Annotated in this window: 32 protein-coding genes; all 32 read right to left on the bottom strand. The window is 63.3% G+C overall.

All coding sequences use genetic code 11. The features are described from left to right. Nucleotides 1–2: 2 nt before the first annotated feature. The 32 genes from rplF to E3T23_RS04680 all read right to left on the bottom strand — a co-directional run bounded on the left by rplF (nucleotide 3) and on the right by E3T23_RS04680 (nucleotide 22,821). Nucleotides 3–539: a 50S ribosomal protein L6 gene (rplF, locus tag E3T23_RS04835; RefSeq protein ID WP_104100956.1), complete on the bottom strand. Its 537-nt coding sequence runs from the start codon at nucleotides 537–539 to the stop codon at nucleotides 3–5. A 6-nt stretch (nucleotides 540–545) separates the two neighbouring features. Then, complete coding sequence (rpsH, locus tag E3T23_RS04830) at nucleotides 546–944, bottom strand: 30S ribosomal protein S8 (RefSeq protein ID WP_104100957.1); 399 nt, start codon at nucleotides 942–944, stop codon at nucleotides 546–548. 118 nt (nucleotides 945–1,062) lie between these two features. Further along, on the bottom strand, nucleotides 1,063–1,665 hold the full coding sequence (rplE, locus tag E3T23_RS04825; protein ID WP_134369269.1) for a 50S ribosomal protein L5: 603 nt from the start codon (nucleotides 1,663–1,665) through the stop codon (nucleotides 1,063–1,065). Further along, entirely contained in the window at nucleotides 1,665–2,024 is a 360-nt protein-coding gene (rplX, locus tag E3T23_RS04820) for a 50S ribosomal protein L24 (protein ID WP_134369268.1), read from the bottom strand. Before rplX ends, rplE begins: the two co-directional genes overlap by 1 nt. Before the next feature lie 3 nt (nucleotides 2,025–2,027). Beyond that, nucleotides 2,028–2,396 carry a 50S ribosomal protein L14 gene (rplN, locus tag E3T23_RS04815; RefSeq protein ID WP_134365618.1) on the bottom strand — a complete coding sequence of 123 codons (369 nt, stop codon included), beginning with the start codon at nucleotides 2,394–2,396 and terminating at the stop codon, nucleotides 2,028–2,030. A gap of 33 nt (nucleotides 2,397–2,429) precedes the next feature. Beyond that, nucleotides 2,430–2,729, bottom strand: coding sequence for a 30S ribosomal protein S17 (gene rpsQ / locus E3T23_RS04810; RefSeq protein WP_134369267.1), 300 nt, complete (start codon nucleotides 2,727–2,729; stop codon nucleotides 2,430–2,432). A 2-nt stretch (nucleotides 2,730–2,731) separates the two neighbouring features. After that, complete coding sequence (gene rpmC, locus E3T23_RS15870; protein ID WP_134369266.1) at nucleotides 2,732–3,067, bottom strand: 50S ribosomal protein L29; 336 nt, start codon at nucleotides 3,065–3,067, stop codon at nucleotides 2,732–2,734. Further along, nucleotides 3,067–3,486, bottom strand: a complete 420-nt coding sequence (gene rplP, locus E3T23_RS04800) for a 50S ribosomal protein L16 (protein ID WP_104100963.1) — start codon at nucleotides 3,484–3,486, stop codon at nucleotides 3,067–3,069. Before rplP ends, rpmC begins: the two co-directional genes overlap by 1 nt. 2 nt (nucleotides 3,487–3,488) lie before the next feature. Further along, nucleotides 3,489–4,250, bottom strand: a complete 762-nt coding sequence (gene rpsC, locus E3T23_RS04795) for a 30S ribosomal protein S3 (protein ID WP_134363322.1) — start codon at nucleotides 4,248–4,250, stop codon at nucleotides 3,489–3,491. Continuing rightward, a complete protein-coding gene (gene rplV / locus E3T23_RS04790) occupies nucleotides 4,250–4,615 on the bottom strand; it encodes a 50S ribosomal protein L22 (RefSeq protein ID WP_134369265.1) in 366 nt (121 codons plus the stop codon). Before rplV ends, rpsC begins: the two co-directional genes overlap by 1 nt. A gap of 26 nt (nucleotides 4,616–4,641) precedes the next feature. Continuing rightward, nucleotides 4,642–4,923: a 30S ribosomal protein S19 gene (rpsS, locus tag E3T23_RS04785; RefSeq protein ID WP_104100966.1), complete on the bottom strand. Its 282-nt coding sequence runs from the start codon at nucleotides 4,921–4,923 to the stop codon at nucleotides 4,642–4,644. 9 nt (nucleotides 4,924–4,932) lie between these two features. Further along, on the bottom strand, nucleotides 4,933–5,772 hold the full coding sequence (rplB, locus tag E3T23_RS04780) for a 50S ribosomal protein L2 (RefSeq protein WP_104100967.1): 840 nt from the start codon (nucleotides 5,770–5,772) through the stop codon (nucleotides 4,933–4,935). Between the two features lie 25 nt (nucleotides 5,773–5,797). Continuing rightward, nucleotides 5,798–6,100 (bottom strand): 50S ribosomal protein L23, encoded by a 303-nt coding sequence (gene rplW, locus E3T23_RS04775; protein WP_134369264.1) that lies wholly within the window; start codon nucleotides 6,098–6,100, stop codon nucleotides 5,798–5,800. Then, nucleotides 6,100–6,750, bottom strand: coding sequence for a 50S ribosomal protein L4 (gene rplD, locus E3T23_RS04770; RefSeq protein ID WP_134369263.1), 651 nt, complete (start codon nucleotides 6,748–6,750; stop codon nucleotides 6,100–6,102). The genes rplW and rplD overlap by 1 nt, the downstream gene beginning before the upstream one ends. A gap of 4 nt (nucleotides 6,751–6,754) precedes the next feature. Beyond that, a complete protein-coding gene (gene rplC, locus E3T23_RS04765) occupies nucleotides 6,755–7,414 on the bottom strand; it encodes a 50S ribosomal protein L3 (protein ID WP_134369262.1) in 660 nt (219 codons plus the stop codon). Nucleotides 7,415–7,422: 8 nt separating this feature from the next. Then, complete coding sequence (gene rpsJ / locus E3T23_RS04760) at nucleotides 7,423–7,731, bottom strand: 30S ribosomal protein S10 (RefSeq protein WP_035834607.1); 309 nt, start codon at nucleotides 7,729–7,731, stop codon at nucleotides 7,423–7,425. 523 nt (nucleotides 7,732–8,254) lie between these two features. Beyond that, nucleotides 8,255–9,232 carry a hypothetical protein gene (locus E3T23_RS04755; RefSeq protein WP_134369261.1) on the bottom strand — a complete coding sequence of 326 codons (978 nt, stop codon included), beginning with the start codon at nucleotides 9,230–9,232 and terminating at the stop codon, nucleotides 8,255–8,257. 273 nt (nucleotides 9,233–9,505) lie between these two features. Next, nucleotides 9,506–9,736: an Rv0909 family putative TA system antitoxin gene (locus E3T23_RS04750; RefSeq protein WP_134369260.1), complete on the bottom strand. Its 231-nt coding sequence runs from the start codon at nucleotides 9,734–9,736 to the stop codon at nucleotides 9,506–9,508. A gap of 206 nt (nucleotides 9,737–9,942) precedes the next feature. Beyond that, the gene (gene tuf, locus E3T23_RS04745; RefSeq protein WP_134369259.1) at nucleotides 9,943–11,136 is read right to left on the bottom strand and encodes an elongation factor Tu; all 1,194 of its coding nucleotides are present in this window, start codon (nucleotides 11,134–11,136) and stop codon (nucleotides 9,943–9,945) included. A gap of 143 nt (nucleotides 11,137–11,279) precedes the next feature. Beyond that, nucleotides 11,280–13,394, bottom strand: a complete 2,115-nt coding sequence (gene fusA / locus E3T23_RS04740; protein WP_134369258.1) for an elongation factor G — start codon at nucleotides 13,392–13,394, stop codon at nucleotides 11,280–11,282. Between the two features lie 134 nt (nucleotides 13,395–13,528). Then, nucleotides 13,529–13,999: a 30S ribosomal protein S7 gene (gene rpsG, locus E3T23_RS04735; protein WP_066597688.1), complete on the bottom strand. Its 471-nt coding sequence runs from the start codon at nucleotides 13,997–13,999 to the stop codon at nucleotides 13,529–13,531. Beyond that, on the bottom strand, nucleotides 13,999–14,373 hold the full coding sequence (rpsL, locus tag E3T23_RS04730; protein WP_055811472.1) for a 30S ribosomal protein S12: 375 nt from the start codon (nucleotides 14,371–14,373) through the stop codon (nucleotides 13,999–14,001). The genes rpsG and rpsL overlap by 1 nt, the downstream gene beginning before the upstream one ends. A 324-nt stretch (nucleotides 14,374–14,697) precedes the next feature. Beyond that, entirely contained in the window at nucleotides 14,698–15,351 is a 654-nt protein-coding gene (locus E3T23_RS04725) for a spermidine/putrescine ABC transporter substrate-binding protein (RefSeq protein ID WP_134369257.1), read from the bottom strand. Nucleotides 15,352–15,409: 58 nt separating this feature from the next. After that, a complete protein-coding gene (locus tag E3T23_RS04720; RefSeq protein WP_134369256.1) occupies nucleotides 15,410–15,898 on the bottom strand; it encodes a DUF6121 family protein in 489 nt (162 codons plus the stop codon). Nucleotides 15,899–15,970: 72 nt separating this feature from the next. Continuing rightward, nucleotides 15,971–16,951 carry a tripartite tricarboxylate transporter TctB family protein gene (locus E3T23_RS04715; protein ID WP_134369255.1) on the bottom strand — a complete coding sequence of 327 codons (981 nt, stop codon included), beginning with the start codon at nucleotides 16,949–16,951 and terminating at the stop codon, nucleotides 15,971–15,973. A gap of 93 nt (nucleotides 16,952–17,044) precedes the next feature. Further along, nucleotides 17,045–17,800: a hypothetical protein gene (locus tag E3T23_RS04710; protein WP_134369254.1), complete on the bottom strand. Its 756-nt coding sequence runs from the start codon at nucleotides 17,798–17,800 to the stop codon at nucleotides 17,045–17,047. Nucleotides 17,801–17,802: 2 nt separating this feature from the next. Then, complete coding sequence (locus E3T23_RS04705; RefSeq protein WP_134369253.1) at nucleotides 17,803–18,468, bottom strand: hypothetical protein; 666 nt, start codon at nucleotides 18,466–18,468, stop codon at nucleotides 17,803–17,805. Next, on the bottom strand, nucleotides 18,465–19,514 hold the full coding sequence (gene pilM / locus E3T23_RS04700; protein WP_134369252.1) for a type IV pilus assembly protein PilM: 1,050 nt from the start codon (nucleotides 19,512–19,514) through the stop codon (nucleotides 18,465–18,467). The genes E3T23_RS04705 and pilM overlap by 4 nt, the downstream gene beginning before the upstream one ends. A gap of 37 nt (nucleotides 19,515–19,551) precedes the next feature. Further along, nucleotides 19,552–20,376, bottom strand: coding sequence for a prepilin peptidase (locus E3T23_RS04695; RefSeq protein ID WP_134369251.1), 825 nt, complete (start codon nucleotides 20,374–20,376; stop codon nucleotides 19,552–19,554). Continuing rightward, nucleotides 20,373–21,809 carry a hypothetical protein gene (locus tag E3T23_RS04690; protein ID WP_134369250.1) on the bottom strand — a complete coding sequence of 479 codons (1,437 nt, stop codon included), beginning with the start codon at nucleotides 21,807–21,809 and terminating at the stop codon, nucleotides 20,373–20,375. Before E3T23_RS04690 ends, E3T23_RS04695 begins: the two co-directional genes overlap by 4 nt. Further along, nucleotides 21,800–22,384, bottom strand: a complete 585-nt coding sequence (locus E3T23_RS04685) for a PulJ/GspJ family protein (protein ID WP_206750238.1) — start codon at nucleotides 22,382–22,384, stop codon at nucleotides 21,800–21,802. Before E3T23_RS04685 ends, E3T23_RS04690 begins: the two co-directional genes overlap by 10 nt. After that, nucleotides 22,381–22,821: a type IV pilus modification PilV family protein gene (locus E3T23_RS04680; RefSeq protein ID WP_134369248.1), complete on the bottom strand. Its 441-nt coding sequence runs from the start codon at nucleotides 22,819–22,821 to the stop codon at nucleotides 22,381–22,383. Before E3T23_RS04680 ends, E3T23_RS04685 begins: the two co-directional genes overlap by 4 nt. Nucleotides 22,822–22,823: the final 2 nt, after the last annotated feature.

The following is a 22,823-nucleotide window of genomic DNA, read 5'->3' as shown; positions in this document are numbered from 1 at the left end:
GGTTACTTACCACTCTTTCCGGCCTTGCGGCGAACAATCTCGCCGGCGTAACGCACACCCTTGCCCTTGTAGGGCTCTGGCTTGCGAATCTTACGGATGTTGGCGGCGACCTCGCCGACGGCCTGCTTGTCGATGCCACCGACCGTGAGGCGGTTTACGCTCTCCACGGTGAGGGTGATGCCGGCAGGGGCCTCGACGAGGACCGGGTGCGAGAAGCCGAGGGCGAACTCGATCGAGCTGCCCTTCTGGGCGACGCGGTAACCGGTACCGACGATCTCGAGTGACTTGGTGTAACCCACGGTCACCCCGATGATCTGGTTTGCGATCAGCGTGCGGGTCAGTCCGTGCAGCGAACGCGAGTTGCGCTCGTCGTTCGGGCGAGTGACGACAACGTGGCCGTCCTCGATCTTGACCTCGATGGGGTTCGCGACGGTGAGCGCGAGCTCACCCTTCGGACCCTTGACGTTGACGCGCTGGCCTTCAGTGGCGACTGTGACATCCGCGGGGATCGGGATGGGGAGTCTTCCAATACGTGACATTGTCGACTACCACACGTAGGCGAGAACTTCTCCGCCTACGCCCTTCTTCTCGGCCTGGCGGTCGGTGAGCAGACCGCTGGAGGTGGACAGGATGGCAACGCCGAGGCCACCGAGAACGGTGGGGATTTCGGTCGACTTTGCGTACACGCGCAGGCCGGGCTTGGAAACCCGCTTGATGCCGACGATGGAACGCTCGCGGTTCGGACCAAACTTGAGGTTGAGCGTGAGGGTCTTACCGACCACTGCATCCTTGACGTCCCAAGCCGAGATGTAACCCTGGGCCTTGAGGATGTCTGCGATGTTCGCTTTGAGCTTGCTGTGCGGCATGGACACGGTGTCGTGGAACGCCGAGTTAGCGTTGCGCAGTCTGGTCAGCATGTCTGCGACCGGATCTGTCATTGTCATTTGTGGTGCCTTTCTCGCCTGGTTTCGTTCATCCGTTACACGGGTGACGACCTTGGTCGTGGTGGGGCTGGACGGTTGTCCAGCCCCGGGTTTGTACTACAAGAGCCAAAGAGCTACTTTACTTGGTGTTTTCGGCCGTCTTGAACGGGAAGCCCAGCGCCTTGAGCAGCGCGCGACCTTCGTCGTTGTTCTTGGCCGTCGTCACAACCGTGATATCCATACCGCGGATACGGTCGATCCGGTCCTGGTCGATCTCGTGGAACATGACCTGCTCGGTGAGACCGAAGGTGTAGTTACCGCTGCCATCGAACTGCTTGTCGCTCAGGCCGCGGAAGTCGCGGATGCGCGGAAGCGCCAGGCTCAGGAGACGGTCGAGGAACTCCCACATGCGGTCGCCACGAAGAGTGACGTGCGTGCCGATGGGCTGTCCTTCACGCAGTTTGAACTGCGCGATCGACTTGCGGGCCTTGGTGACCTGCGGCTTCTGACCGGTGATCTTGGTGAGGTCGGCGACGGCGCCATCCATGATCTTGCCGTCGCGTGCTGCCTCGCCGACACCCATGTTCACAACGATCTTGACCAGGTTCGGAACCTGGTGGACGTTGGTGAACCCGAGGTCCTTGGTGAGCTGCGCCATGATCTCGTCGCGGTACTTCTGCTTGAGACGCGGCAGGACTGCCTCGACGGGCGCTTCTGCTGCTGCAACTGAAGTGTCGGTCATCAGAGGTCCTTCCCTGACTTCTTGGCGTAACGGATGCGGACCGTCTTGGTGACGCCGTCCTTCGTTACTTCTTCGAGGCGGAAGCCGACGCGAGTCGGCTTCTTGGTCTCCGGGTCGACGAGGGCCACGTTGGACACGTGAATCGGTGCCTCCATGGTCTCGATGCCGCCGGTCTTGGTGCCGCGCTGGGTCTGGCCCACGCGAACGTGCTTGGTGACGAAGTTGATGCCCTCGACGAGGACCCTGTTCTTCTCCACCAGGACGGCGATGACCTTGCCCTGCTTGCCACGGTCTCCGCCGCGGGCCTGGGTGCGGCCGGTAATGACCTCTACGAGGTCACCCTTTTTGAGTCTGGCCATGATTTAGATAACCTCCGGTGCCAGCGAGATGATCTTCATGAACTTCTTGTCGCGAAGCTCGCGACCGACCGGTCCGAAGATTCGGGTGCCGCGGGGGTCACCTTCGTTCTTCAAAATCACTGCGGCGTTCTCATCGAACTTGATGTACGAACCGTCTGGACGACGGGTCTGCTTTTTGACGCGAACGACGACGGCCTTGACGACGTCGCCCTTCTTGACGTTGCCGCCCGGGATCGCGTCCTTGACCGTGGCGACGATCGTGTCGCCCAGTCCGGCGTAGCGACGGCCGGAGCCGCCGAGCACGCGAATGGTCAACAGCTCCTTGGCGCCCGTGTTGTCGGCAACCTTGAGTCGTGATTCTTGCTGAAGCACTTTTTATACCCTTCTATCAAGTAAGCGCGAGGCTTACTTGGCCTTCTCGAGGATCTCGACCAGGCGGAAGCGCTTGGTGGCGCTCAGCGGACGGGTCTCACTGATCAGGACCAGGTCGCCGACGCCGGCGATGTTCGCCTCGTCGTGGACCTTCAGCTTGGACGTACGGCGGATGACCTTGCCGTACAGGGGGTGCTTCACGCGGTCTTCGACCTCGACAACGATGGTCTTGTCCATCTTGTCGCTGGTCACGTAACCACGCAGCGTCTTGCGGTAGCCGCGAACGAGAGCCTCAGCCTCGACTGCGACGACCTTTGCGTCAGTCTTCGCCATGACTAGGCCTCCTTCGTCTGGGCGGCGTCGGCCGCAGCGGAGTCGTCAGACTTCACAGCAGGCTTGGCCTTCTTGGTCTTCTTCTCAGCCTTGGCCGGAGCCTCGACTGGCGCGGGAGTCGGGCGAATACCCAACTCGCGCTCACGGAGAACCGTGTAGATGCGAGCGATGTCGCGCTTGACCGCGCGGAGGCGGCCGTGGCTCTCAAGCTGGCCGGTGGCCGACTGGAAGCGAAGGTTGAAGAGTTCTTCCTTCGCCTTCTTCAGCTCATCGAACAACCGCTCGTTTTCAAAAGTGTCGAGCTCGACTGAGGCGAGCTCCTTGGATCCGATCGCCATTATGCGTCGCCCTCCTCGCGCTTGATGATGCGTGCCTTCAAGGGCAGTTTGTGAATAGCGCGGGTCAGCGCTTCCTTGGCAACGATGTCAGTGACACCGCTGAGTTCGAAAAGCACGCGACCCGGCTTGACGTTGGCAACCCACCACTCGACGGAACCCTTACCGGAACCCATGCGGGTTTCGGCCGGCTTCTTGGTGAGCGGACGGTCTGGGTAGATGTTGATCCAGACCTTGCCGCCGCGCTTCATGTGACGGGTGATCGCGATACGAGCGGACTCGATCTGACGGTTGGTCACATAGGCGGGCGTGAGGGCCTGGATGCCGTACTCACCGAACGACAGCTCGGTACCACCGGTTGCGTGGCCGGTACGGCCCGGGTGGTGCTGCTTGCGGTGCTTGACTCTGCGTGGAATCAACATGGTTATGCCTCAACTCCTGCTGCAACCGGCGCCGCAGCCTCTGCGCGGGGCGCACGACGCGGTCGGTCGTCACGACGCTCGGGGCGGGACGACTTAGCGTTGGCCTGCTCGCGAGCGAGTTCCTTGTTGGTGATGTCGCCCTTGTAGATCCAGACCTTCACGCCGATACGGCCGAAGGTGGTCTTGGCTTCGTAGAAGCCGTAGTCGATGTTCGCGCGCAGGGTGTGCAGCGGCACACGGCCTTCGCGGTAGAACTCCGAACGGCTCATTTCGGCGCCACCAAGGCGACCGGACACCTGGATGCGAACACCCTTGGCGCCGGCGCGCTGGGCACCCTGCAGGCCCTTGCGCATCGCGCGGCGGAATGCCACACGAGCGGAGAGCTGCTCGGCGATGCCCTGAGCGACCAGCTGAGCGTCGACCTCGGGGTTCTTCACCTCAAGGATGTTCAGCTGGATCTGCTTCGCGGTGAGCTTCTCGAGGTCGGAGCGGATGCGCTCGGCCTCCGCGCCGCGGCGACCGATCACAATGCCCGGACGGGCGGTGTGGATGTCGACGCGAACGCGGTCACGAGTGCGCTCGATCTCGATGCGGGACACGCCGGCGCGGTCGAGGCTGGTGCTCAACAGGCGGCGGATCTTGACGTCTTCGGCGACGAAGTCGCTGTAACGCTGGCCCGGCTTCGTGCTGTCAGAGAACCAACGCGACACATGGTCGGTCGTGATTCCCAGACGGAAGCCATAGGGGTTTACTTTCTGACCCATTACTTCGTACCCTCCTCAGGAGTGGCGAGCACAACCGTGATGTGGCTCGTGCGCTTCTTGATCTGGAATGCGCGACCCTGTGCGCGGGCCTGGAAACGCTTGAGGGTCGTACCCTCATCAACGAACGCCTGGCTGACGAACAGGTCCTGCTCGTCGAGGAAGGTGTTCGCTGCATCAGCCTTGACTCGGGCGTTCGCGATTGCCGAGGCAACCAGCTTGTACACCGGGTCGCTCGCGCCCTGCGGCGCGAACTTCAGAATTCCCAGGGCCTCGTGGGCCTGCTTGCCGCGGATCAGGTTGACAACGCGACGAGCCTTCTGGGGGGTAACGCGGATGTGACGCACGCGTGCGATCGACTCCACCATTTCTTATCCTCCTTCACGTCACCGCGTTAGCGGCGACGGCCCTTCTTGTCGTCCTTCACGTGTCCACGGAAGGTGCGGGTGGGCGCAAACTCGCCGAGCTTGTGCCCGACCATGCTCTCGGTGACGAACACCGGGATGTGCTTGCGTCCGTCGTGCACGGCGATGGTGTGCCCGAGCATGCCGGGGATGATCATCGAACGGCGCGACCAGGTCTTGATTACGTTCTTGCTGCTGGCTTCATTCGCCTTGACAACCTTGCGAAGCAGGTGGTCGTCAACGAACGGGCCTTTCTTGAGACTGCGTGGCATCGTCTACTCCTACTTACGCTTCTTGCCGACGGTACGGCGACGAACAATGAGCTTGTCGCTTTCCTTGTTCGGGTGGCGGGTGCGCCCTTCTTTCTGGCCCCAGGGGCTGACGGGGTGACGTCCACCGGACGTCTTACCCTCACCACCACCGTGCGGGTGGTCGACCGGGTTCATGGCAACACCACGAACGGTCGGGCGAACGCCTTTCCAACGCATACGGCCGGCCTTGCCCCAGTTGATGTTCGACTGCTCGGCGTTGCCGACCTCGCCGATCGTGGCGCGGCAGCGGGCGTCGACGTTACGGATTTCTCCGGACGGCAGGCGCAGCTGGGCGTAGATGCCATCCTTCGCAACGAGGCGAACAGACGATCCGGCGGAGCGGGCCATCTTGGCGCCACCGCCCGGACGCAGTTCGACCGCGTGGATGATGGTACCGGTGGGGATGTTCTTCAGCGGCAGGTTGTTGCCGGGCTTGATGTCAGCACCCGCGCCCGACTCTACGATGTCGCCCTGGTTCAGCTTGTTCGGGGCGATGATGTAGCGCTTGGAGCCGTCCATGAAGTGCAGGAGCGCGATGCGCGCCGTGCGGTTCGGGTCGTACTCGATGTGAGCAACCTTGGCGTTGACGCCGTCTTTGTCGTTACGACGGAAGTCGATCAGACGGTACTGGCGCTTGTGTCCACCACCGATGTGACGGGTGGTGATGCGACCCTGGTTGTTACGGCCACCGGTCTTGGACAGGGGGCGAAGCAGGGACTTCTCCGGCGTGGAGCGGGTGATCTCTGCGAAGTCTGCAACAGATGAACCGCGACGACCGGGAGTCGTGGGCTTGAACTTACGAATAGCCATTTGTTATTCCTCTAGTCCGCGCCGTTTAGCCGACGGCCGTGAAGATGTCAATGGAGCCGGACTTGAGCGTGACGATGGCACGCTTGGTGTCCTTGCGCTTGCCCTGACCGAACTTCGTGCGACGCGTCTTGCCGATGCGGTTCATGGTGTTGATCGAAGCGACCTCCACCTTGAAGATCTTCTCGATCGCGAGCTTGATTTCGGTCTTGTTCGAGCGCGGGTCCACGGTGAAGGTGTACTTGCCTTCGTCGATCAGGCCATAGCTCTTCTCAGAGACGACCGGAGCGATGATGACGTCGCGGGGATCCTTGTTGATCGGGGTAGCCATTATGCGGACACCTCTTCCTTCTTGGTCTTGCTCGCCACGAACGCGTCGAACGCGCCCTTGGTGAAGACAATGTCGTCGCTGACGAGCACGTCATAAGCATTCAGCTGGTCCCACGGCAGAACGTGCACCGTCGGCAGGTTGCGGATGCTGCGCAGCGTCATTTCGTCGGTGCGCTCCAGGACGACCAGCACGTGCTTGCTGCTGGCGATCTGGCTGAGCAGCTCGATGGCGCCCTTGGTGCTGGGCGTCTCGGCGCTGAAGAGTGCGGTCACGACGTGCAGGCGGTCGCCACGGGCGCGGTCAGAAAGGGATCCGCGCAGAGCTGCCGCGATCATCTTCTTGGGGGTGCGCTGTTCGTAGTTACGCGGGGTCGGTCCGTGGACGATGCCACCACCGGTCATCTGAGGGGCGCGGATCGAGCCCTGACGAGCGCGACCGGTTCCCTTCTGCTTGAACGGCTTGCGGCCGGAGCCGGAAACTTCGCCACGACGCTTGGTCTTGTGCGTTCCCTGACGTGCGGCAGCGAGCTGCGCGACGACGACCTGGTGGATCAGCGGAACGTTGGTCTGAACGTCAAAGATTTCGGCGGGAAGCTCAACGGAGCCGGCCTTCTTACCCTTGGCGTCGATGAGATCGAGTGAGGTAGTCATAGGACTAGGCTCCCTTCACTGCATTGCGGACGAATACGAGGCGGCCCTTGGCACCGGGAACGGCACCCTTGACCAGCAGGAGGCCCTTCTCGGCATCTACGGCGTGAACCTTGAGGTTCAGCACAGTGACGCGCTCGCCACCCATACGACCGGCCATGCGCATGCCCTTGAAGACACGGCTCGGGGTCGAGGAAGCACCGATGGAACCGGGCTTGCGGTGGTTACGGTGCGAACCGTGAGAGGAGGAAACACCCTTGAAGTTGTGACGCTTCATAACACCGGCGAAACCCTTACCCTTGCTGGTGCCCATGACGTCGACCTTGGTACCGGCAGCGAACACACCGTCAACGGTGAGTTCCTGGCCCAGGGAGTAGTCAGCGGCATCCGCAGTGCGGAGCTCGGTGAGGTGACGGCGAGGCGTGACGCCTGCCTTTTCGAAGTGTCCGGCGGAAGGCTTGTTGACCTTGCGCGGGTCGATGGCCCCAGCAGCGATCTGGACGCCGGCGTAGCCGTCGATGTCCTTGCTGCGGATCTGGGTGACAACGTTGGGCGAGATCTCGATGACGGTGACGGGAACGAGCTTGTTGTTCTCGTCCCAAACCTGCGTCATGCCGAGCTTCTTGCCGAGGAGACCCTTGGTGGTCTTGGTATCTGCGTAAGACATCGCGGGCCCTAGAGCTTGATCTCGATATTGACGTCGGCCGGCAGGTCGAGACGCATGAGCGAGTCGACGGCCTTCGGGGTCGGGTCAATGATGTCGATCAGACGCTTGTGGGTGCGCATTTCAAAGTGCTCCCGGCTGTCCTTGTACTTGTGAGGGGAACGGATGACACACACCACGTTCTTCTCGGTCGGAAGCGGCACGGGGCCGACGACAGTTGCACCCGCGCGGGTCACTGTGTCGACGATCTTGCGCGCCGAGATGTCGATGACCTCGTGGTCATACGACTTAAGTCGAATGCGGATTTTCTGTCCCGCCATGTCGAACTCGCTTTCTTGTCAAGGCTTCTTACATCCCGAGGGCTGCATTGGACGCCGTAGTAGCACTGCTGCTATCGCACCACTGTTCATCTGTCAATTTCGGCCTGGCCGCGGTGCGGTCCTGCCGAGCCAACCCGCTTCTCCACACTCACGCGTGGGGGAAGGCATGGATTTACCCAGTGTTCCCGGCTGTTGGTTTGAGCCATGTTCTGCTACCCGCGGCCTAACTGTGCACCCGGCGCTTTTTTACGGCGAACGGCACAAGCTATGCACTGCCTGGCAGTGATCCCGACACCGCGTGCAGCGCGGCAGTCGAAAGTGTTGAACTAGAAGAGTCTGCCACAGGGTTGGGTCATTGTGCAACCCGGGCGTGTCGCGGGCGGCGTGTCGCCACATCCGTGTCGTTCCGCGGCTCCGCCACCGGTCGCCCCGGGCGCGTCGCCGGGCCCGTCGAGTCCTCGCGCGGGTGCCGCGCCGCTCCGCGCGTGGCACGCCACCAGCGCAACGGCGCAGCACCCGCGCATCACCTGACGTGGAGTCGCGGGCGCCCGATCGGCAGTCCCAGCTGCAGCAGGCGGGTGCGCAGTCGGCTCTGGCTCATCCCGACCGGGAAGTCCCACCGGGTGAACGCGTGCACCTGGCGTCGCAGGCCATCCTCACGGCGTTTCTCGTCATAGACCACCTCCGCTGTGGTGCGCCCGTCCAGCATGACGGGGTCGAAATACTTGCGTTTGCCGTCGGCCTCCCCCACCGCATCTTCATCGATCCAGTAGAAGTCGGTGAAGACGGTCGTGCCGTCGACGACGAACGGATTCTGCAGCACCGGCTCCGGGAATCCGTTCAGCGCCACATTGACGCGGCTTCCGGACTCGTTCGGGGACCCGGACAGGGTCGAAGCGAAGTCGATCACGGCCCGCGCGCGCACCGACCCGCGGAAGGGAAGCATCCGCTCCCAGGTTTCAAGCAGCCGGGGCCGGGTGGTCAGAGGCAGAACGCGCCCGCTGCGATCCACCGCAATGGCGCGGTCGGCCATGGCGACCGCGGACTTCAGGTCCGCAGTCGCGGCGAGGTCGACGACCGTGCGTTCGATGCCGGTGACCAGGAGTCCGTTCACCACGGCGAGATCCCGCGGGTCGAGGCCCAGTGCATGCTTGCGGATTCCCGGCGTGGAGCGTCCGCCGCGGGTGCGTTCGGTGAGGAAGTGAACCTCGGACGGCCAGCCGGCGACTGTGGGGAGTCCCCACAGCACGGCCGCGGATTGGTGGGAGAGCACATGTTCCGTCTGCCGGGTGTCAGCTGCGCCGCGCACTCGGGCTGCATACCGCTGATCCGGGTTCAGCGCCGTCCACAGGACGGTATCCAGGTATTGACCGCGGGCGAGCCGGTGCAGTTCGCCCCTCTCGGCCTGGCGGCGCAGCCGAAGGTCGGCGCCGAAGGCCCTCCGAAGATCGGTCGCGAGGAGGAGGCGGGGTGAGAAGTCGTCGTCAGGTGAGTCAGGCATCCGCCCACTGTGGATTGCTCTGTCCCCGGACCCCCGACTCACCGGAAATCTGCACACTCCTCTCCGACCGACCCCCTTGGGGAGAACAGGACCGCCGGCGACGCGCGGGTGCCGCGCCGCTCCGCGCGTGGCACGCCCTGTGCGGAGCGGCGCACGACCCGCGCGGCGGCGCAACCCTCCCGGAGCCGGGGCGGCGGGGAGGGAGCCCGGGCACAGGGAGTAAAAAAAGAGAAAAAGGGGCCGGCCCCGAAGGACCGGCCCCGTGATCCCGGGCTACCTGGCGTCGGGGCCGGTGCCTCGTGCGTCGCGGTCGGCCTGACCGTCGCCGCGGCCGAGGTGCTTGTCCGCCGCGTCTCGGGCATCCTTGACCTTGTCGGCGTGCTTGTTGCCGGTGACCTTGTTCGCTGCGGCTGCGCCACCGTCAAGGATCTTGTCGGCGATCTTCTCGCCCTTTTCCGTTTTGAGGAACTCCTGCGCCTTGCGGCTGATGTCGTTGAAATTCAAGGGGTGCTCCGATCTGGGGCGGTTAGGGCTCGTGAAGAGGCTAGTTGCTGGGCGGTTGGTGATCAACTGCGCTCGAGAGCGACGCTGAGGGTTGGGGTCTCGGGCGCGGAGGGCCTCCCCGGCACGAAAAAGGGGCCGGCCCCGAAGGACCGGCCCCTTGATCTCGACCAACCCGATCACCGGAGTGACTGGGCGGGCGAAGGGAACTACTTGATGATCTTGGTCACCGTTCCGGCGCCGACGGTGCGGCCACCTTCACGAATGGCGAAGCCGAGGCCCTCTTCCATGGCGATCGGCTGGATCAGCGCGACGTTCATGTCGGTGGTGTCGCCGGGCATGACCATTTCGGTGCCCTCAGGCAGCGTGATGACGCCGGTGACGTCCGTGGTGCGGAAGTAGAACTGCGGGCGGTAGTTCGCGTAGAACGGGTTGTGACGCCCACCCTCATCCTTTGACAGGATGTACGCGGTGCCCTCGAAGTCGGTGTGCGGCGTGACCGAACCCGGCTTGACGACAACCTGGCCGCGCTCGACGTCTTCGCGCTTGGTGCCACGAAGAAGAAGACCACAGTTCTCGCCGGCCCATGCCTCGTCGAGCTGCTTGTGGAACATCTCGATACCAGTGACCGTGGTCTTGATGGTCGGGCGGATGCCGACAACCTCGACCTCGGAGTTGATCTTGAGGGTTCCACGCTCGGCGCGGCCGGTGACGACGGTTCCACGACCGGTGATCGTGAAGACGTCCTCGATCGGCATCAGGAAGGGCTTGTCCTTGTCGCGGACGGGCTCCGGGAAGTAGTCGTCGACAGCCTTCATGAGCTCAAGGATGTTTGCGACCCACTTCTCGTCGCCTTCAAGCGCCTTGAGTGCGGAAACGCGAACGACGGGAGCGTTGTCGCCGTCGAAGCCCTGGGCGGAGAGGAGTTCGCGAACCTCGAGCTCAACGAGCTCAAGGATCTCTTCGTCGTCAACCATGTCGGACTTGTTCAGTGCGACGAGCAGGGACGGCACGCCGACCTGCTTCGCGAGCAGAACGTGCTCACGGGTCTGAGCCATCGGGCCGTCAGTAGCGGCAACCACGAGGATCGCGCCGTCCATCTGAGCAGCACCAGTGATCATGTTCTTGATGTAGTCAGCGTGGCCCGGTGCGTCGACGTGCGCATAGTGACGCTTTTCGGTCTCGTACTCAACGTGCGAGATGTTGATCGTGATACCGCGCTGGCGTTCTTCCGGAGCAGAGTCGATCGACGCGAAGTCGCGCTGAACGTTCGTCTTCGACGGGTACGTGTCGGCAAGGACCTTGGAGATCGCTGCAGTCAGCGTGGTCTTTCCGTGGTCAACGTGACCGATCGTTCCGATGTTTACGTGCGGCTTGGTCCGCTCGAACTTGGCCTTGGCCACTGTGGGTCCTCCTAGGACTCATGGCTTCATCGCCCGCTGGTTTGCGGCCGGTGAAACTGCTGGATTTGTGTACTTATGCTACTAGGGCCGGGAGGCCGAAGCGATTTGGGCCCGAAGGCCCGGAGAGACCGGAAGGTCGCAGGCTATTCGCCCTTGTTCTTCTGGATGATCTCTTCGGCCACAGCCCTGGGGACCTCCGCATAGCTCTCGAAGGTCATCGAGTACACCGCGCGGCCCGAGGTCTTCGACCTCAGGTCACCGATGTATCCGAACATCTCCGACAGCGGCACGTTGGCGCGAATTACCTTCACGCCCTGAGCGTCCTCCATGGTCTGGATCTGTCCACGACGCGAGTTCAGGTCGCCGATGACGTCGCCCATGTATTCCTCGGGCGTACGTACCTCGACGGCCATCAGCGGCTCGAGCAGAACGGGATCGGCCTTACGAACGGCTTCCTTGAAGCCCATCGAACCGGCGATCTTGAACGCCATCTCCGAGGAGTCGACGTCGTGCGCGGCGCCGTCAAGCAGGCTTGCCTTGACGCCCACCATCGGGTAGCCGGCCAGGACGCCGACGTGCAGCGCATCCTGGATTCCTGCGTCCACCGAGGGGATGTACTCCCGGGGGATGCGGCCACCCGTGACCTTGTTCACGAACTCGTAGCTCTTGTCGGCAGTGATCTCGAGCGGCTCGATCGCGATCTGAATCTTCGCGAACTGCCCGGATCCACCGGTCTGCTTCTTGTGCGTGTAGTCGTGACGCGGGACTTCCCTGCGGATCGTCTCGCGGTATGCAACCTGGGGCTTGCCGACGTTGGCTTCGACGTTGAATTCACGCCGCATCCGGTCGACGAGGATGTCCAGGTGCAGTTCGCCCATTCCCTTGATGACCGTCTGACCAGTTTCCTGGTTCTGCTCGGTGCGGAAGGTCGGGTCTTCTTCGGCCAGCTTCTGGATCGCGAGACCCAGCTTTTCCTGGTCCTGCTTCGTCTTCGGCTCGATCGCAACCTCGATGACCGGGTCAGGGAACGTCATCGACTCGAGCACGACCTGCGCGTTCGGGTCGCACAGGGTGTCGCCTGTGGTGGTGTCCTTGAGGCCGATGACCGCGTAGATGTGACCGGCGGTCACGAAGGCCACCGGGTTCTCCTTGTTGGCGTGCATCTGGAAGATCTTGCCGATGCGCTCCTTCTTGCCCTTGGTCGAGTTGATGACCTGGGCGCCGGAGTCAAGGTGACCGGAGTACACGCGAACGTAGGTCAGACGACCGAAGAACGGGTGAACGGCAACCTTGAACGCGAGGGCCGTGAACGGCTCCGTCGCGTCGGGGTGACGCATGATGACCTTTTCCTCATCGCGCGCGTCGTGGGCCTCGATGGCCGGCACGTCGAGCGGGGTGGGGAGGTAGTCGACGACTGCGTCAAGCATCGGCTGAACGCCGCGGTTCTTGAAGGCGGAACCGCAGAGGACCGGGTAGATCTCGCTGTTGACCGTGAGCTTGCGGATCGCGTGCTTGATCTCGGAGACGGTGAGCTCTTCGCCGGAGAAGTACTTCTCCATGAGGTCGTCGTCGGTCTCGGCGACGGTCTCGAGGAGCAGCTTGCGGTAGACCGCGGCCTGGTCGGCGAGGTCGGCGGGGATCTCTTCGATGGCGTACTTGGAGCCCATCTCGACGTCACCCTTGGAGTCGCCGCGCCAGGTCAGTGCACGCATTTCGACGAGGTCGACAATACCTTCGAAGGTGCTCTCGGCGCCGATGGGCAGCTGGATGACGAGCGGCTTCGCGCCGAGGCGCTTGACGATGGTGTCGACGGTGTAGAAGAAGTCGGCGCCGAGCTTGTCCATCTTGTTGACGAAGCAGATGCGGGGCACGTCGTACTTGTCGGCCTGGCGCCAGACGGTCTCGGACTGGGGCTCAACGCCCTCCTTGCCGTCGAACACTGCGACAGCGCCGTCGAGGACGCGGAGCGAACGCTCCACCTCAACGGTGAAGTCGACGTGGCCGGGCGTGTCGATGATGTTGATCTGGTTTTCGGCCCAGAAACAGGTCGTCGCGGCAGACGTGATGGTGATGCCACGTTCCTGCTCTTGCGCCATCCAGTCCATGGTCGAGGCGCCGTCGTGCGTCTCGCCGATCTTGTGATTGACACCCGTGTAGAACAGGATGCGCTCAGTGACGGTGGTCTTGCCAGCATCAATGTGAGCCATGATGCCGATGTTGCGGACCTTACTCAGGTCGGTGAGCACGTCAAGTGCCACAGGGGTCCTCCGGAAGTTTGCTTATGAATCTTGGGGCTATACAGGGCATCCGGGTTCCGGGCCCCGGTGATCGAGTTTGTCGAAATCAGATCTCGACAGGCTCGGTCACCGGGAGCCCGGACTCCGGAACGCGACTACCAGCGGTAGTGAGCGAAGGCCTTGTTCGCCTCGGCCATCTTGTGCGTGTCCTCGCGGCGCTTCACAGCGGCACCGAGGCCGTTGGATGCGTCGAGGATTTCGTTGGTGAGACGCTCGGTCATCGTCTTCTCGCGACGAGCCTTGGCGTAGCTGGTCAACCAGCGCAGAGCCAGGGTGTTGGCGCGGTGCGGCTTGACTTCGACGGGCACCTGGTAGGTGGAACCACCGACGCGGCGCGAACGCACCTCGAGGGTGGGGCGCACGTTGTCGAGCGCCTTCTTGAGCGTGACAACAGCATCCGCACCGTTCTTGGCAACGACGCCTTCGAGTGCATCGTAAACGATGCGCTCGGCGAGGCCCTTTTTGCCGTCGAGGAGGATTTTGTTGACGAGCTGGGAGACGATGGGGGCGCCGTATACCGGGTCAGCGATAACGGGACGCTTGGGCGCTGGGCCTTTACGAGGCATTACTTCTTCTCCATCTTGGCGCCGTAGCGGCTACGAGCCTGCTTGCGGTTCTTGACGGCCTGGGTGTCCAGTGCGCCACGAACGATCTTGTATCGAACACCGGGGAGGTCCTTTACACGACCACCGCGGACGAGCACCATCGAGTGCTCCTGCAGGTTGTGACCCTCGCCGGGAATGTAGGCGGTGACCTCGGTACCGTTCGACAGCTTGACGCGGGCGACCTTGCGGAGGGCCGAGTTCGGCTTCTTCGGCGTGGTCGTGTAAACACGGGTGCACACGCCGCGCTGCTGGGGGTTGGACTTCAGGGCGGGCGCCTTGGTCTTGGTGACCTTGGGGCTGCGGCCCTTTCGTACCAACTGCTGAATGGTGGGCACTAATTACTCCTTGTTATTGCTGCACGGTGACAGCGCATTGATGGTTAGCATTCGAATCGTTCCGTTTCCGGCCCGATCGAGTTCATCTGGACCCGCCGCCACACACGGAACGAATTCCGCGAGCCGAGGTGGGTATGCCGTGGGGGCTGCTCGGAGAGCAAACCCTGTGTGAGTGCCGGGCCGCGGCGCCTAAGGTGCGGCACGACAAAATCGCGGTGGCATAACTCAAGCGCACGACAAAGCGCACACCTCGAAAGGATATCCCGGGGGTGACCGCCGGGTCAAATGGATCACGAGTGCTGAGGGGGTTCGTTCAGGTGTTGTTCACATGCCCCGGGGCCAGAGCGGGGAGTCGAGTGCGGTGTCGAGGTCGGCGAGGAGAGCCAGCACCCAGGGTTCGACGAATTCGGCGACGGCTTTGCGCATCCGTTCGCGGTGTCGGAAGAGTTCGGCGCAGACCCGACCGCCGACCAGGGCCGCGTGTTCGTCGGCGCGGGTGACCTCGGCGCGGATGGCGGCCTTCTCCTCGTCGGTCAACGGCGGCGGGGCGACGGGCGTGGCAGCGGATGCCTCGGGCTGGGCGAGTTCGGCGAAGGTGAAGAGGTAGGGGGCGTCGGGCGCGGCCGGCGGGTCGAGGTCGAGGCCGGTGTAGGCCGGGTCCAGCCCGTCGGCCGGGTGGTAGGCCGATGCGGCCTTGCGCTCCTCGTTCAGCCGGATTTCCCTGCTGAGGAGGGGCAGGTTCGCCTCGGTGAACTCGTCGACCTCGGCGTCGATCAGGTGCTTCATGCGCATGGCGAGGGCGTGCTGCACGGCGTGCGGGACATCCGTGGCCAGGCCGGCGGCGGCGATGACCGGCGACCCGAAACAGGTGCGGCACAGGCGGGCGCGGCCGCGATGCGTGCCCGGGCGCCAGCGCGGCAGCCAATTGAGCCAGTCGTCAACCTGCCGGCTGACCCGCGATTCGAGGGAACCGTCCATGAGTCTTAAGGGTACTCGCTCGAGGCGCCTTGCTGTCGGCCAATTTCAGGCTGACCGCTCAGTCATCGTCCTGCTCCCACGGCCACTTCGGGCGGCCGCGTTCGGGCATCCGTGTGGCGAGGACCAGCGAATAGAGCAGGGTGATGATGAACGAGAGGATGCCGGTGGCCACCGCGAACGGACCCAGCAGCACCGAGGTCGCGAACCCGACGCTGTCGCCCGGCACCCCGGCGCCGAGCGCATAGAGCACCACCCCCACCAGAACGAAGGCCCCGAGCGCGGCGAACCCGGTGGCGAGGGAGTAGCCGACGGCGACGCGCTGGTTCTCCGGTTTGGTGCGCAGCCCGAGCAGAAGCATCAGGGTGAAGACCAGCACCACCGCGGCGGCGGTCATGCCCGGGCCGACGAGCGGTCCGGCGTTGGGGTCACTGATGACATCCGTGTCGGCCAGGAGGCTGATCATGCCGAAGGCGGCGACGAGGAGCGCTGCCAGGAGTACCGCGGCGAAGACGGCGACGACCGTCGCGTATTTCTGGTAGTCCCGCATCGCTCCCCCTCGCTGGAGTGCCGGTGGGTGCCGCCCGGTGCCGGCTCGCGCCGGGCACCGGGCGTCGACCGACTAGTTCGTGCGGATGCCCTGCGGTCCGGCGGCGAGCACGCGGTCGTACTCTGCCTTGGATGCGGCGTTGCGGGCGGTGACCGAGCGGCCGTTGCGGGCGATCCACGCTCCGGCCCAGATCGGCACCTCGCGGGCGACGATCGCGGCGGCGATGGCGCCGGGGTTCAGCCACTGCTGGCTGATGAAGCGCGCCGCCTGGTCGGGCGTGAAGTTCCAGGCCTGCACGCTCAGGAGCGCCGCGCCGATGTAGGAGAAGTAGACGACGACGGCCACCAGGAAGCCGAAGAGCACGTAGGCCCACCAGCCGCCGCGGTTCACGAGCAGCACCAGGAGGGCGAACGCGACGAAGAAGAAGATGACCGGCACGTAGAAGATCGGCAGCACGATGAACTCGGTAAACTTCGAGGCCGTGTCGGAGATCGAGAGGCTGCCGATGCCGGACAGGACGAAGGCGACGATCGCGTAGAGCACCGCGAAGATGGCGGTGGAGAGCAGCGCGATCACGACGCCGGGGCCGCGGTTGCTCTTGTAGCGCGGTGCGGTCGGCGCCTGGATGTAGATGGGGGGCTGCACGGTGGTGTCCGCCGGCGTGTGGGTCGCCGTGGTGGGAGCGTCGGCCCGGGTGTCGACCGGGTCGATTCGCTGGGTCTCGGCGGTGCTGTTTGCAGGCGTGCTGTTCACGGAGGCGGCGGGCGCGTAGGCGGCCGTCGCGGGCTCACGGGAGGCGTCGTGGGTGACCGGCGCGGGGGCATGGGTCTCGGGGGTGTCGTAAGAGACGGGTTCGCCGACCGGCTCGCCGTGAGCGGATGCCGGTGCGTCGGATGCGGCATTGGTCGCGTCACCGGAGTCGGCCGGCGCGGAGTGTGAGCCTGACCCGGTGTAGTCGGGGGCATCCGTGTGCTCGGCGTGGCCGGCGTTGTCGACCGGTTCCGGGTCGTGGTCGTAGTTGCGGTTGCCCTCGGGGGGTGTGGTGTTGCTCATGATGCGCTCCTTGTGGCCGAGGCCGTAACGGTCAGGAGCAACTGTAGCAATGGGACTCCCCCGGCCGAGGGAGGCTCGACCGGACGCGACACCTTATTCTCCCGTGACTGCAAGTGGAGCGGGTGATGCCACGATCGAGTAAATGAGGCCAGAGATCGACCCGTCGACGAGGCCATCGTTCCCAGGTGCGGCAGAGGGCTGCGGTGTCGCTGTGGCGTCGACGGGCGCCGAACTCCCCGTCGAAGAAGTGGTGGTCAGACCAGTCACGAGGAAGAGTCTCGGGCCCGTCTGCAGGCCGTTGACGAATTTGAGCACGTTGCTGTAAGTCCCGGACACAGTGATCTGAACCGAGAGCGAAGCGAAATTCGCTGCCGTGATGCCGGCATTGGTTACGGGCGGGGATCCCGGCGCGGCAGTCGGTGTCGGGGTCGCTGTTGGAGCCGGGCTGGGCGCGGGGGCACCTGCTTCGGGCGCGGGGGCAACGGGGGCCACGAGCGCAACGGGGGTGTAGGCCTCCGCATCGGCGATCGTGAGGCCCTTGAGGGTCACCTGGTTCGCGTTCGCGAGGGCGTCGAGCTGATCGACGTAGTCAGGCGCATTGGTGCCAGACGGAACGGACTTGTTCAGAGTCGCAAGTTCTTGATTGAGACCGTCGAGTCCCTTGAAATCTTCCTTGAGCTTGGCCAGAGCAGCCCGGTGGCCCGCATTTGTCTGCTCGACCGAGACACGCTGATCGTTCGCAGTCGCGATAGCCGCAAACTGGGGCTGGAGGCCAACGACCCAGCCCAGCGCAACGACGAGAACCATCATCAGCGCGGAACCGATCATCCAGAGCCGGTTCTTGTCCATGGCTACTTCCCTTCCGTTGCGAAGCGCTTCGAGAAGGCGGCGTCGTTGATGTGCATAGTGATATTCACTTTGTAGGTGTTGGTTGCCTCGTCCAGGTTTGCCGAACTCGGAAGGGCGTCGGCATAACCTGGCAACGTCGCCAGCGCGTTCAACCAGGTTGGAACGTCGGGAAGAACCGCGCTAGTCGCGGTGAAGCCAACCGTTGCGACGCGCGCACCCTGGAGCGGCAGGGTCGGCTGATCATAGATCGCTAGCGGCGATGCCGAGTCGATGGTAATCGCGTCAATAGTGACGCCCTGGGGCAAGGTTGCCTGAACGTCCTCGAGGTATTTCTTCCAGTCGATTTCCGTTGAAGAGCCGACCTGCTGAGCCGCTTCGACGAGAGTGACCTGGTCTTGCACGTTCCGGACTTCGATGTATTTCGACTGCTCCACCAAAAGACCGGCCGTACGCGCCTGCTCGTCCGCCAAGCGCGTTTGAGCCTGCAAGGACAAGGCCGCTGCCGCGAACGAGCCGGCGGTCACTAGAGCAAGCACGCCCACCACGCCGAGAGCCTGCCGCCTGCGCGTGACCTTTGCTGTGCGTTCCTTGCGGACCTCGAGCGGAAGAAGGTCTACCCGCGGTTCGCCGCCGATGACCAGTATGTCTTTGCTCTTGTCGCCTTTCATGCCGCGCTCCCCAGCGCGAGTCCCAGCGCAACAGTGAACGCTGAGCTGCTGCCTCTCAGCGCCTCCGCGTCAACCGAACGGGCCAAGGACACCGTCGCGAACGGGTCCGCCAGAGAAACGTCGAGGCGCGTCAATTCCGCGAGCGCTGTGGCAAAGCCACCAAGGAGCGCTCCTCCCCCGCTGAGCAGAATCCGCTGCACCTGATCAGTCGGCCGCGTATTTCCGTAGTAGTTGATGGTGTTGCGGAGGCTCGTCAGCAGCTCGCTCGTCACCTGGTAGATGATTTCGATCGCAGGCTGGTCCGCCGGCGGAACGGCGCCTGTCGCTAACCCCCGGGTGCGTTTGATGGATTCGGCCTGCACCGCGTCCACGGAAAGCCCATTGCGGAGAGCCTCCGTGAGGTCGTTGCCGCCCGTCGGGATGATCCTGACGAACTGTGGCACCCCATCCTTGACGATCACGACACTGCTGGTGTTTCCCCCTAAATCGAGTAGGGCCACCGTGCCCGTGATTTGCGGGCGGGTCACCAGCACCCGGCTGAGCGCGAAGGGAATGAGGTCAACGTCGACCGTCGTCAGCCCGGCAAGCTGGGCGGCCTTGACGTTGCCCAGCACTGCTTCTTTCACGGCTGCAATGAGCAGACCGTTGACGACAGGACCGTTCTCCCCTGTCGATTCGGAGATGGGATAGAAGTCGAGGAGGGCGTCCGCGACAGGAACGGGCAGCATGTCCTGCACTTCGAAGGGCAATGACTCACGGATGCGCTTCAGCGACATCTTCGGAACGGTCAGGTCGCGGGCGAGCACCCGTTGATTTCCCATCCCGAGCACGACGTCTTTCGACTTGAATCCGCCCTGGGACCACAACTCCTTGAGTGCGCCCGCGACGGTATTCGGCTCCATCACCTCCCCGCGGCTGACAGCACCGTCGGGCAATGGGACCTCGAAGTACCGCAGCAAAGTCGGCTTCGCCTTGGCCGGGTCGGCCAATTCGACGGCCCGAAGCGCGGCGCTACCGATGTCAATCCCTACAACGCTCGATGCCACTGGATCCTGCTCTCTCTAACCAACTTGATCGCCATTGCTACGCCACACCGAGGAGCGACAAGTAGCCCTCCCACAGCTGATCCCCAAAAAAGATTCCAACCCAAGCGCCGCCCAGCATCCACGGGCCGAACGGAATCCCACTCTTGCGACTCGCGCGCTCCGCGAGCAGGAGTCCAAGGCCATAGATCCCTCCCAGCAAGAATGCCGCAAAACCCCCGACTATGAGCTCTCCCCAGCCGAGGTAACCAAGAAAAAGGCCGAGGACGCCGGCAAGTTTGACGTCCCCGAAGCCCATTCCTCCTGGGTAGAGCAGCGCGAGGCCCAGGTAGATAGCCCAGAGGATGCCGAGCCCCAATATCCCCCGTATCAGCGCGGAAGCATCACCGCCAGCGAACGCTGCACCTCCGAGCAGCCCGAAGCCAACCAGATAGCTCGGCAGCACGATCCGGTTAGGCAACGTGTGGGTGTCGACGTCGATCAGTGCGAGCGTGACGCTGACTGCAGCCAGATACAGGTACGCAAGGATCGTGAAAACCGTGGCTCCTGTACCGGGGATGTCGAATGGTGCGCTGAAAAAGTGACTGGCAACGAGCACGAAGAACAGAGCCGTGCCCAGTTCGACAAGGGGGTACCGTGCGGAAATCGATGCCGCGCAATCCCGGCATCGACCGCGCAGAAGCACCCACGAGAGCACGGGAATGTTGTCCCAAGGGCGGATACCGGCACCACATGAGCCGCACGCGCTGGGCGGTGCGACGATGGACCGGCCGGCAGGAACACGGAAAATCACAACGTTGAGGAAAGAGCCGATCAATGCGCCAAAAATACCCACACCGAACAAAGGAAATACTGCGGCTATCACCCGAGATCCAACGTGCTGAGAGGATCGCCCAATTGCGCGCCCGTTTGGACGGGATTCGTCAGGCCGCCACTGAGATCGATCCCCTGCACGCCAACCGGTACAAATTGGAGGGACGCCTGCTGGTTGAATTCCACCTCCCCCCCATACATCTGTCCGCGGAAACCGTTGCGATCGCTCTGGATCTTGCAAGGCGTGTAGGCCATCGCTGCGATATTGGTTCCAAAATCTGATTCATTCGTCAGGTAGATGTCGCCCTTCAGGGTGCTCGGAGCGGTAGGGCTACAGGTCGGTTGCCCGTCGGGCACGTCGTCAGGAACAAGGAAGGTCAGTGTGCGCGTGGTCGTCGCGGAGAAATAGAGCTTGTCAAACGTGAACTTGTTCGCCACTAAAACGATGTCGGATTTCAGAGCGACGTAGTCCATGTCGTTGCTCGTCGTCACCGGGGTGTTGGGGCACGCGTTCAAGAAATTGACGACGGTAGGCGTGATGTAGGTAGCGATCCGTGCCCACTCTGTTCCCGCCGCGTTGTTCTTGCTGATATTGCATGAGCCTGTCCAATTGACGATGTTGTAACCCATCCCGGTCCAATGCGCGGGATCCCAATTGATATCGGTCCAGTTCGGGATGGCAGGAATGGGCACCGTTGCGCCGGACCTGACGGTCGCAGTGTTGTAGGTACTGTTCGTAATCGAAAGCGTCCCGGTGGCCCAAATCGACCCACCGACGTTGCTCGAGTCGATGTCGACATTGCCATTGACATGGATCTTCCCTGCAACGTCGCACATATTCAGCTTCGCGTTGCCCCCACCCAAAATCAGGTCGCCGCCAATCTTCGCGTTGTTCGTACATACGACGTCGCCCGTTTTGACCATCACAGACGTCGCAACGCTGTTGTTCGCAGAACTGAGGTTGAACTTTTTGAGGACCCCATCAACGGAGTTGGCATACACGGCGGCTCCATCGATGGGTACCTGCACGATGATCGGCACCCACTTGTAGATGGCCTGGACTGTGCTCTTGTCCCCTGAACTGGCCCGTGCTACGCCGAGCTGTTCCGCAGTTCCGACCGACGTGATGCGAACGTGGGTCGCGCTGACCGGCGGACACCCGTTTGTCCAGGTCGACCCGCTGTTCAGCGAGTGGCTTATGGTCGACGTGAAGACCGGGGTCACCGTCGAAGTAATTGCGTTCCCGAGCGCTGAACACCCATTCGTTGTCGTTAGTCGCGCGAGGGCGACGTCGAGACCGGCCTCGGCAGCTGCATGGGATTGAACGCCGGCGCGGGACGCGCTTGTCGTTCCGGCGGCTTGCACGGTCACGGTGCCTACCGTCACGGTCACGATCGAGAGCACCACCATGATGCCCAGTACTGCGATCAGTGCGCTTCCCCGTTCGCCATGACGGACTCGAGCGATTGCTTTGGTCAGGAACATGGCAAACTCACCCCGGGGCTGGCAGTCGGCCTCGGCTGGCGGCTGGTCTCTGTCGTCTGGATCAGAACTGGCGCACCGGCGGCACCGGCGACCGTGAAGGTGAGACCGACTTGGGAGCCAGTCGTGACGAACACAGGCGTTGACCCTGATCGCTGAACCCCGGTTGCAAGCTGAGTCCAGGTGGCCGTGACGGCCGCAGGGGAGGCCGGATCAGCGATGGCAATTGTCGAACGCCTCGTGCGGATCTCCCCGTTCCCGAAATACCACGCTACGAAGCGCACCGAGACCGGGGTGGTCAGGGCATTGTCGACGACGGTCAGACGCAACAGACAGGTGCCGACAAAGGGCACTGCTGTAGACAGGTCCCGTGCCCCGCGAACGTCACGAGTGAGCGCCTTGGCAACGAGTTGACCTGTATTGCTGGATTGAGCTGCGGCTCGAACGCTGGATTGAGCGTTCAGCGTGCTGACCAGCAAACCCCCGATGAGAGCCATCACCAGCACACCGAGTGCTGCGGACACCACCAGTTCGATCAGTGTAAAGCCGCGAGTCGACAAACTGGGACCGCGCATCACGGTGTGGCTCTCTTGACGAGCACCAATGTGGTCGCTCGCGCCAGTACGGGCGTCGGCACGCCCACCCGAGTGACCTCGACGCTCACGTTCACGACTCCCGGGTAATCCGCGGCGGACGGACATGCGCCGACGAATCGACGGATCGAAAGCGGGACACCGCGGGCGTCCGCCGTGACCGTCGACGGCCCGGCACCGAAGGAGCTGATCGTGGCGCAGTCGGCGCTCAAAGCCCTAACCGACGCAAGCTCCTGGCCGGCAAACTGGCTCGCCGTTGCCAGCGTCGCGTTGCTACTGGAGTTTCGCATTCCCTGGACAAGGACCGGCAGGATCGCAATGGTAAGAATAGCGAGGAGCATCATGGAGATCATGATTTCGACCAGGCCGATGCCACCATCCCGGCTCTCCGGAAGCGCCAGTCGTTTACGGATGGTCTTCATGA

It is taken from the genome of Cryobacterium cheniae, assembly GCF_004403395.1.
GTDB lineage: Bacteria > Actinomycetota > Actinomycetes > Actinomycetales > Microbacteriaceae > Cryobacterium > Cryobacterium cheniae.
This window is presented reverse-complemented; position numbering and strand designations above follow the sequence as displayed.

Coding starts and splice junctions, on each gene's coding strand:
- rplF (WP_104100956.1), bottom strand. CDS start 539: ATGTCACGTATTGGAAGACTCCCCATCCCGATCCCCGCGGATGTCACA.
- rpsH (WP_104100957.1), bottom strand. CDS start 944: ATGACAATGACAGATCCGGTCGCAGACATGCTGACCAGACTGCGCAAC.
- rplE (WP_134369269.1), bottom strand. CDS start 1,665: ATGACCGACACTTCAGTTGCAGCAGCAGAAGCGCCCGTCGAGGCAGTC.
- rplX (WP_134369268.1), bottom strand. CDS start 2,024: ATGGCCAGACTCAAAAAGGGTGACCTCGTAGAGGTCATTACCGGCCGC.
- rpsQ (WP_134369267.1), bottom strand. CDS start 2,729: ATGGCGAAGACTGACGCAAAGGTCGTCGCAGTCGAGGCTGAGGCTCTC.
- rpmC (WP_134369266.1), bottom strand. CDS start 3,067: ATGGCGATCGGATCCAAGGAGCTCGCCTCAGTCGAGCTCGACACTTTT.
- rplP (WP_104100963.1), bottom strand. CDS start 3,486: ATGTTGATTCCACGCAGAGTCAAGCACCGCAAGCAGCACCACCCGGGC.
- rpsC (WP_134363322.1), bottom strand. CDS start 4,250: ATGGGTCAGAAAGTAAACCCCTATGGCTTCCGTCTGGGAATCACGACC.
- rplV (WP_134369265.1), bottom strand. CDS start 4,615: ATGGTGGAGTCGATCGCACGCGTGCGTCACATCCGCGTTACCCCCCAG.
- rpsS (WP_104100966.1), bottom strand. CDS start 4,923: ATGCCACGCAGTCTCAAGAAAGGCCCGTTCGTTGACGACCACCTGCTT.
- rplB (WP_104100967.1), bottom strand. CDS start 5,772: ATGGCTATTCGTAAGTTCAAGCCCACGACTCCCGGTCGTCGCGGTTCA.
- rplW (WP_134369264.1), bottom strand. CDS start 6,100: ATGGCTACCCCGATCAACAAGGATCCCCGCGACGTCATCATCGCTCCG.
- rplD (WP_134369263.1), bottom strand. CDS start 6,750: ATGACTACCTCACTCGATCTCATCGACGCCAAGGGTAAGAAGGCCGGC.
- rplC (WP_134369262.1), bottom strand. CDS start 7,414: ATGTCTTACGCAGATACCAAGACCACCAAGGGTCTCCTCGGCAAGAAG.
- rpsJ (WP_035834607.1), bottom strand. CDS start 7,731: ATGGCGGGACAGAAAATCCGCATTCGACTTAAGTCGTATGACCACGAG.
- E3T23_RS04755 (WP_134369261.1), bottom strand. CDS start 9,232: ATGCCTGACTCACCTGACGACGACTTCTCACCCCGCCTCCTCCTCGCG.
- rpsG (WP_066597688.1), bottom strand. CDS start 13,999: ATGCCTCGTAAAGGCCCAGCGCCCAAGCGTCCCGTTATCGCTGACCCG.
- E3T23_RS04725 (WP_134369257.1), bottom strand. CDS start 15,351: ATGGACGGTTCCCTCGAATCGCGGGTCAGCCGGCAGGTTGACGACTGG.
- E3T23_RS04720 (WP_134369256.1), bottom strand. CDS start 15,898: ATGCGGGACTACCAGAAATACGCGACGGTCGTCGCCGTCTTCGCCGCG.
- E3T23_RS04715 (WP_134369255.1), bottom strand. CDS start 16,951: ATGAGCAACACCACACCCCCCGAGGGCAACCGCAACTACGACCACGAC.
- E3T23_RS04710 (WP_134369254.1), bottom strand. CDS start 17,800: ATGGACAAGAACCGGCTCTGGATGATCGGTTCCGCGCTGATGATGGTT.
- E3T23_RS04705 (WP_134369253.1), bottom strand. CDS start 18,468: ATGAAAGGCGACAAGAGCAAAGACATACTGGTCATCGGCGGCGAACCG.
- E3T23_RS04690 (WP_134369250.1), bottom strand. CDS start 21,809: ATGTTCCTGACCAAAGCAATCGCTCGAGTCCGTCATGGCGAACGGGGA.
- E3T23_RS04680 (WP_134369248.1), bottom strand. CDS start 22,821: ATGAAGACCATCCGTAAACGACTGGCGCTTCCGGAGAGCCGGGATGGT.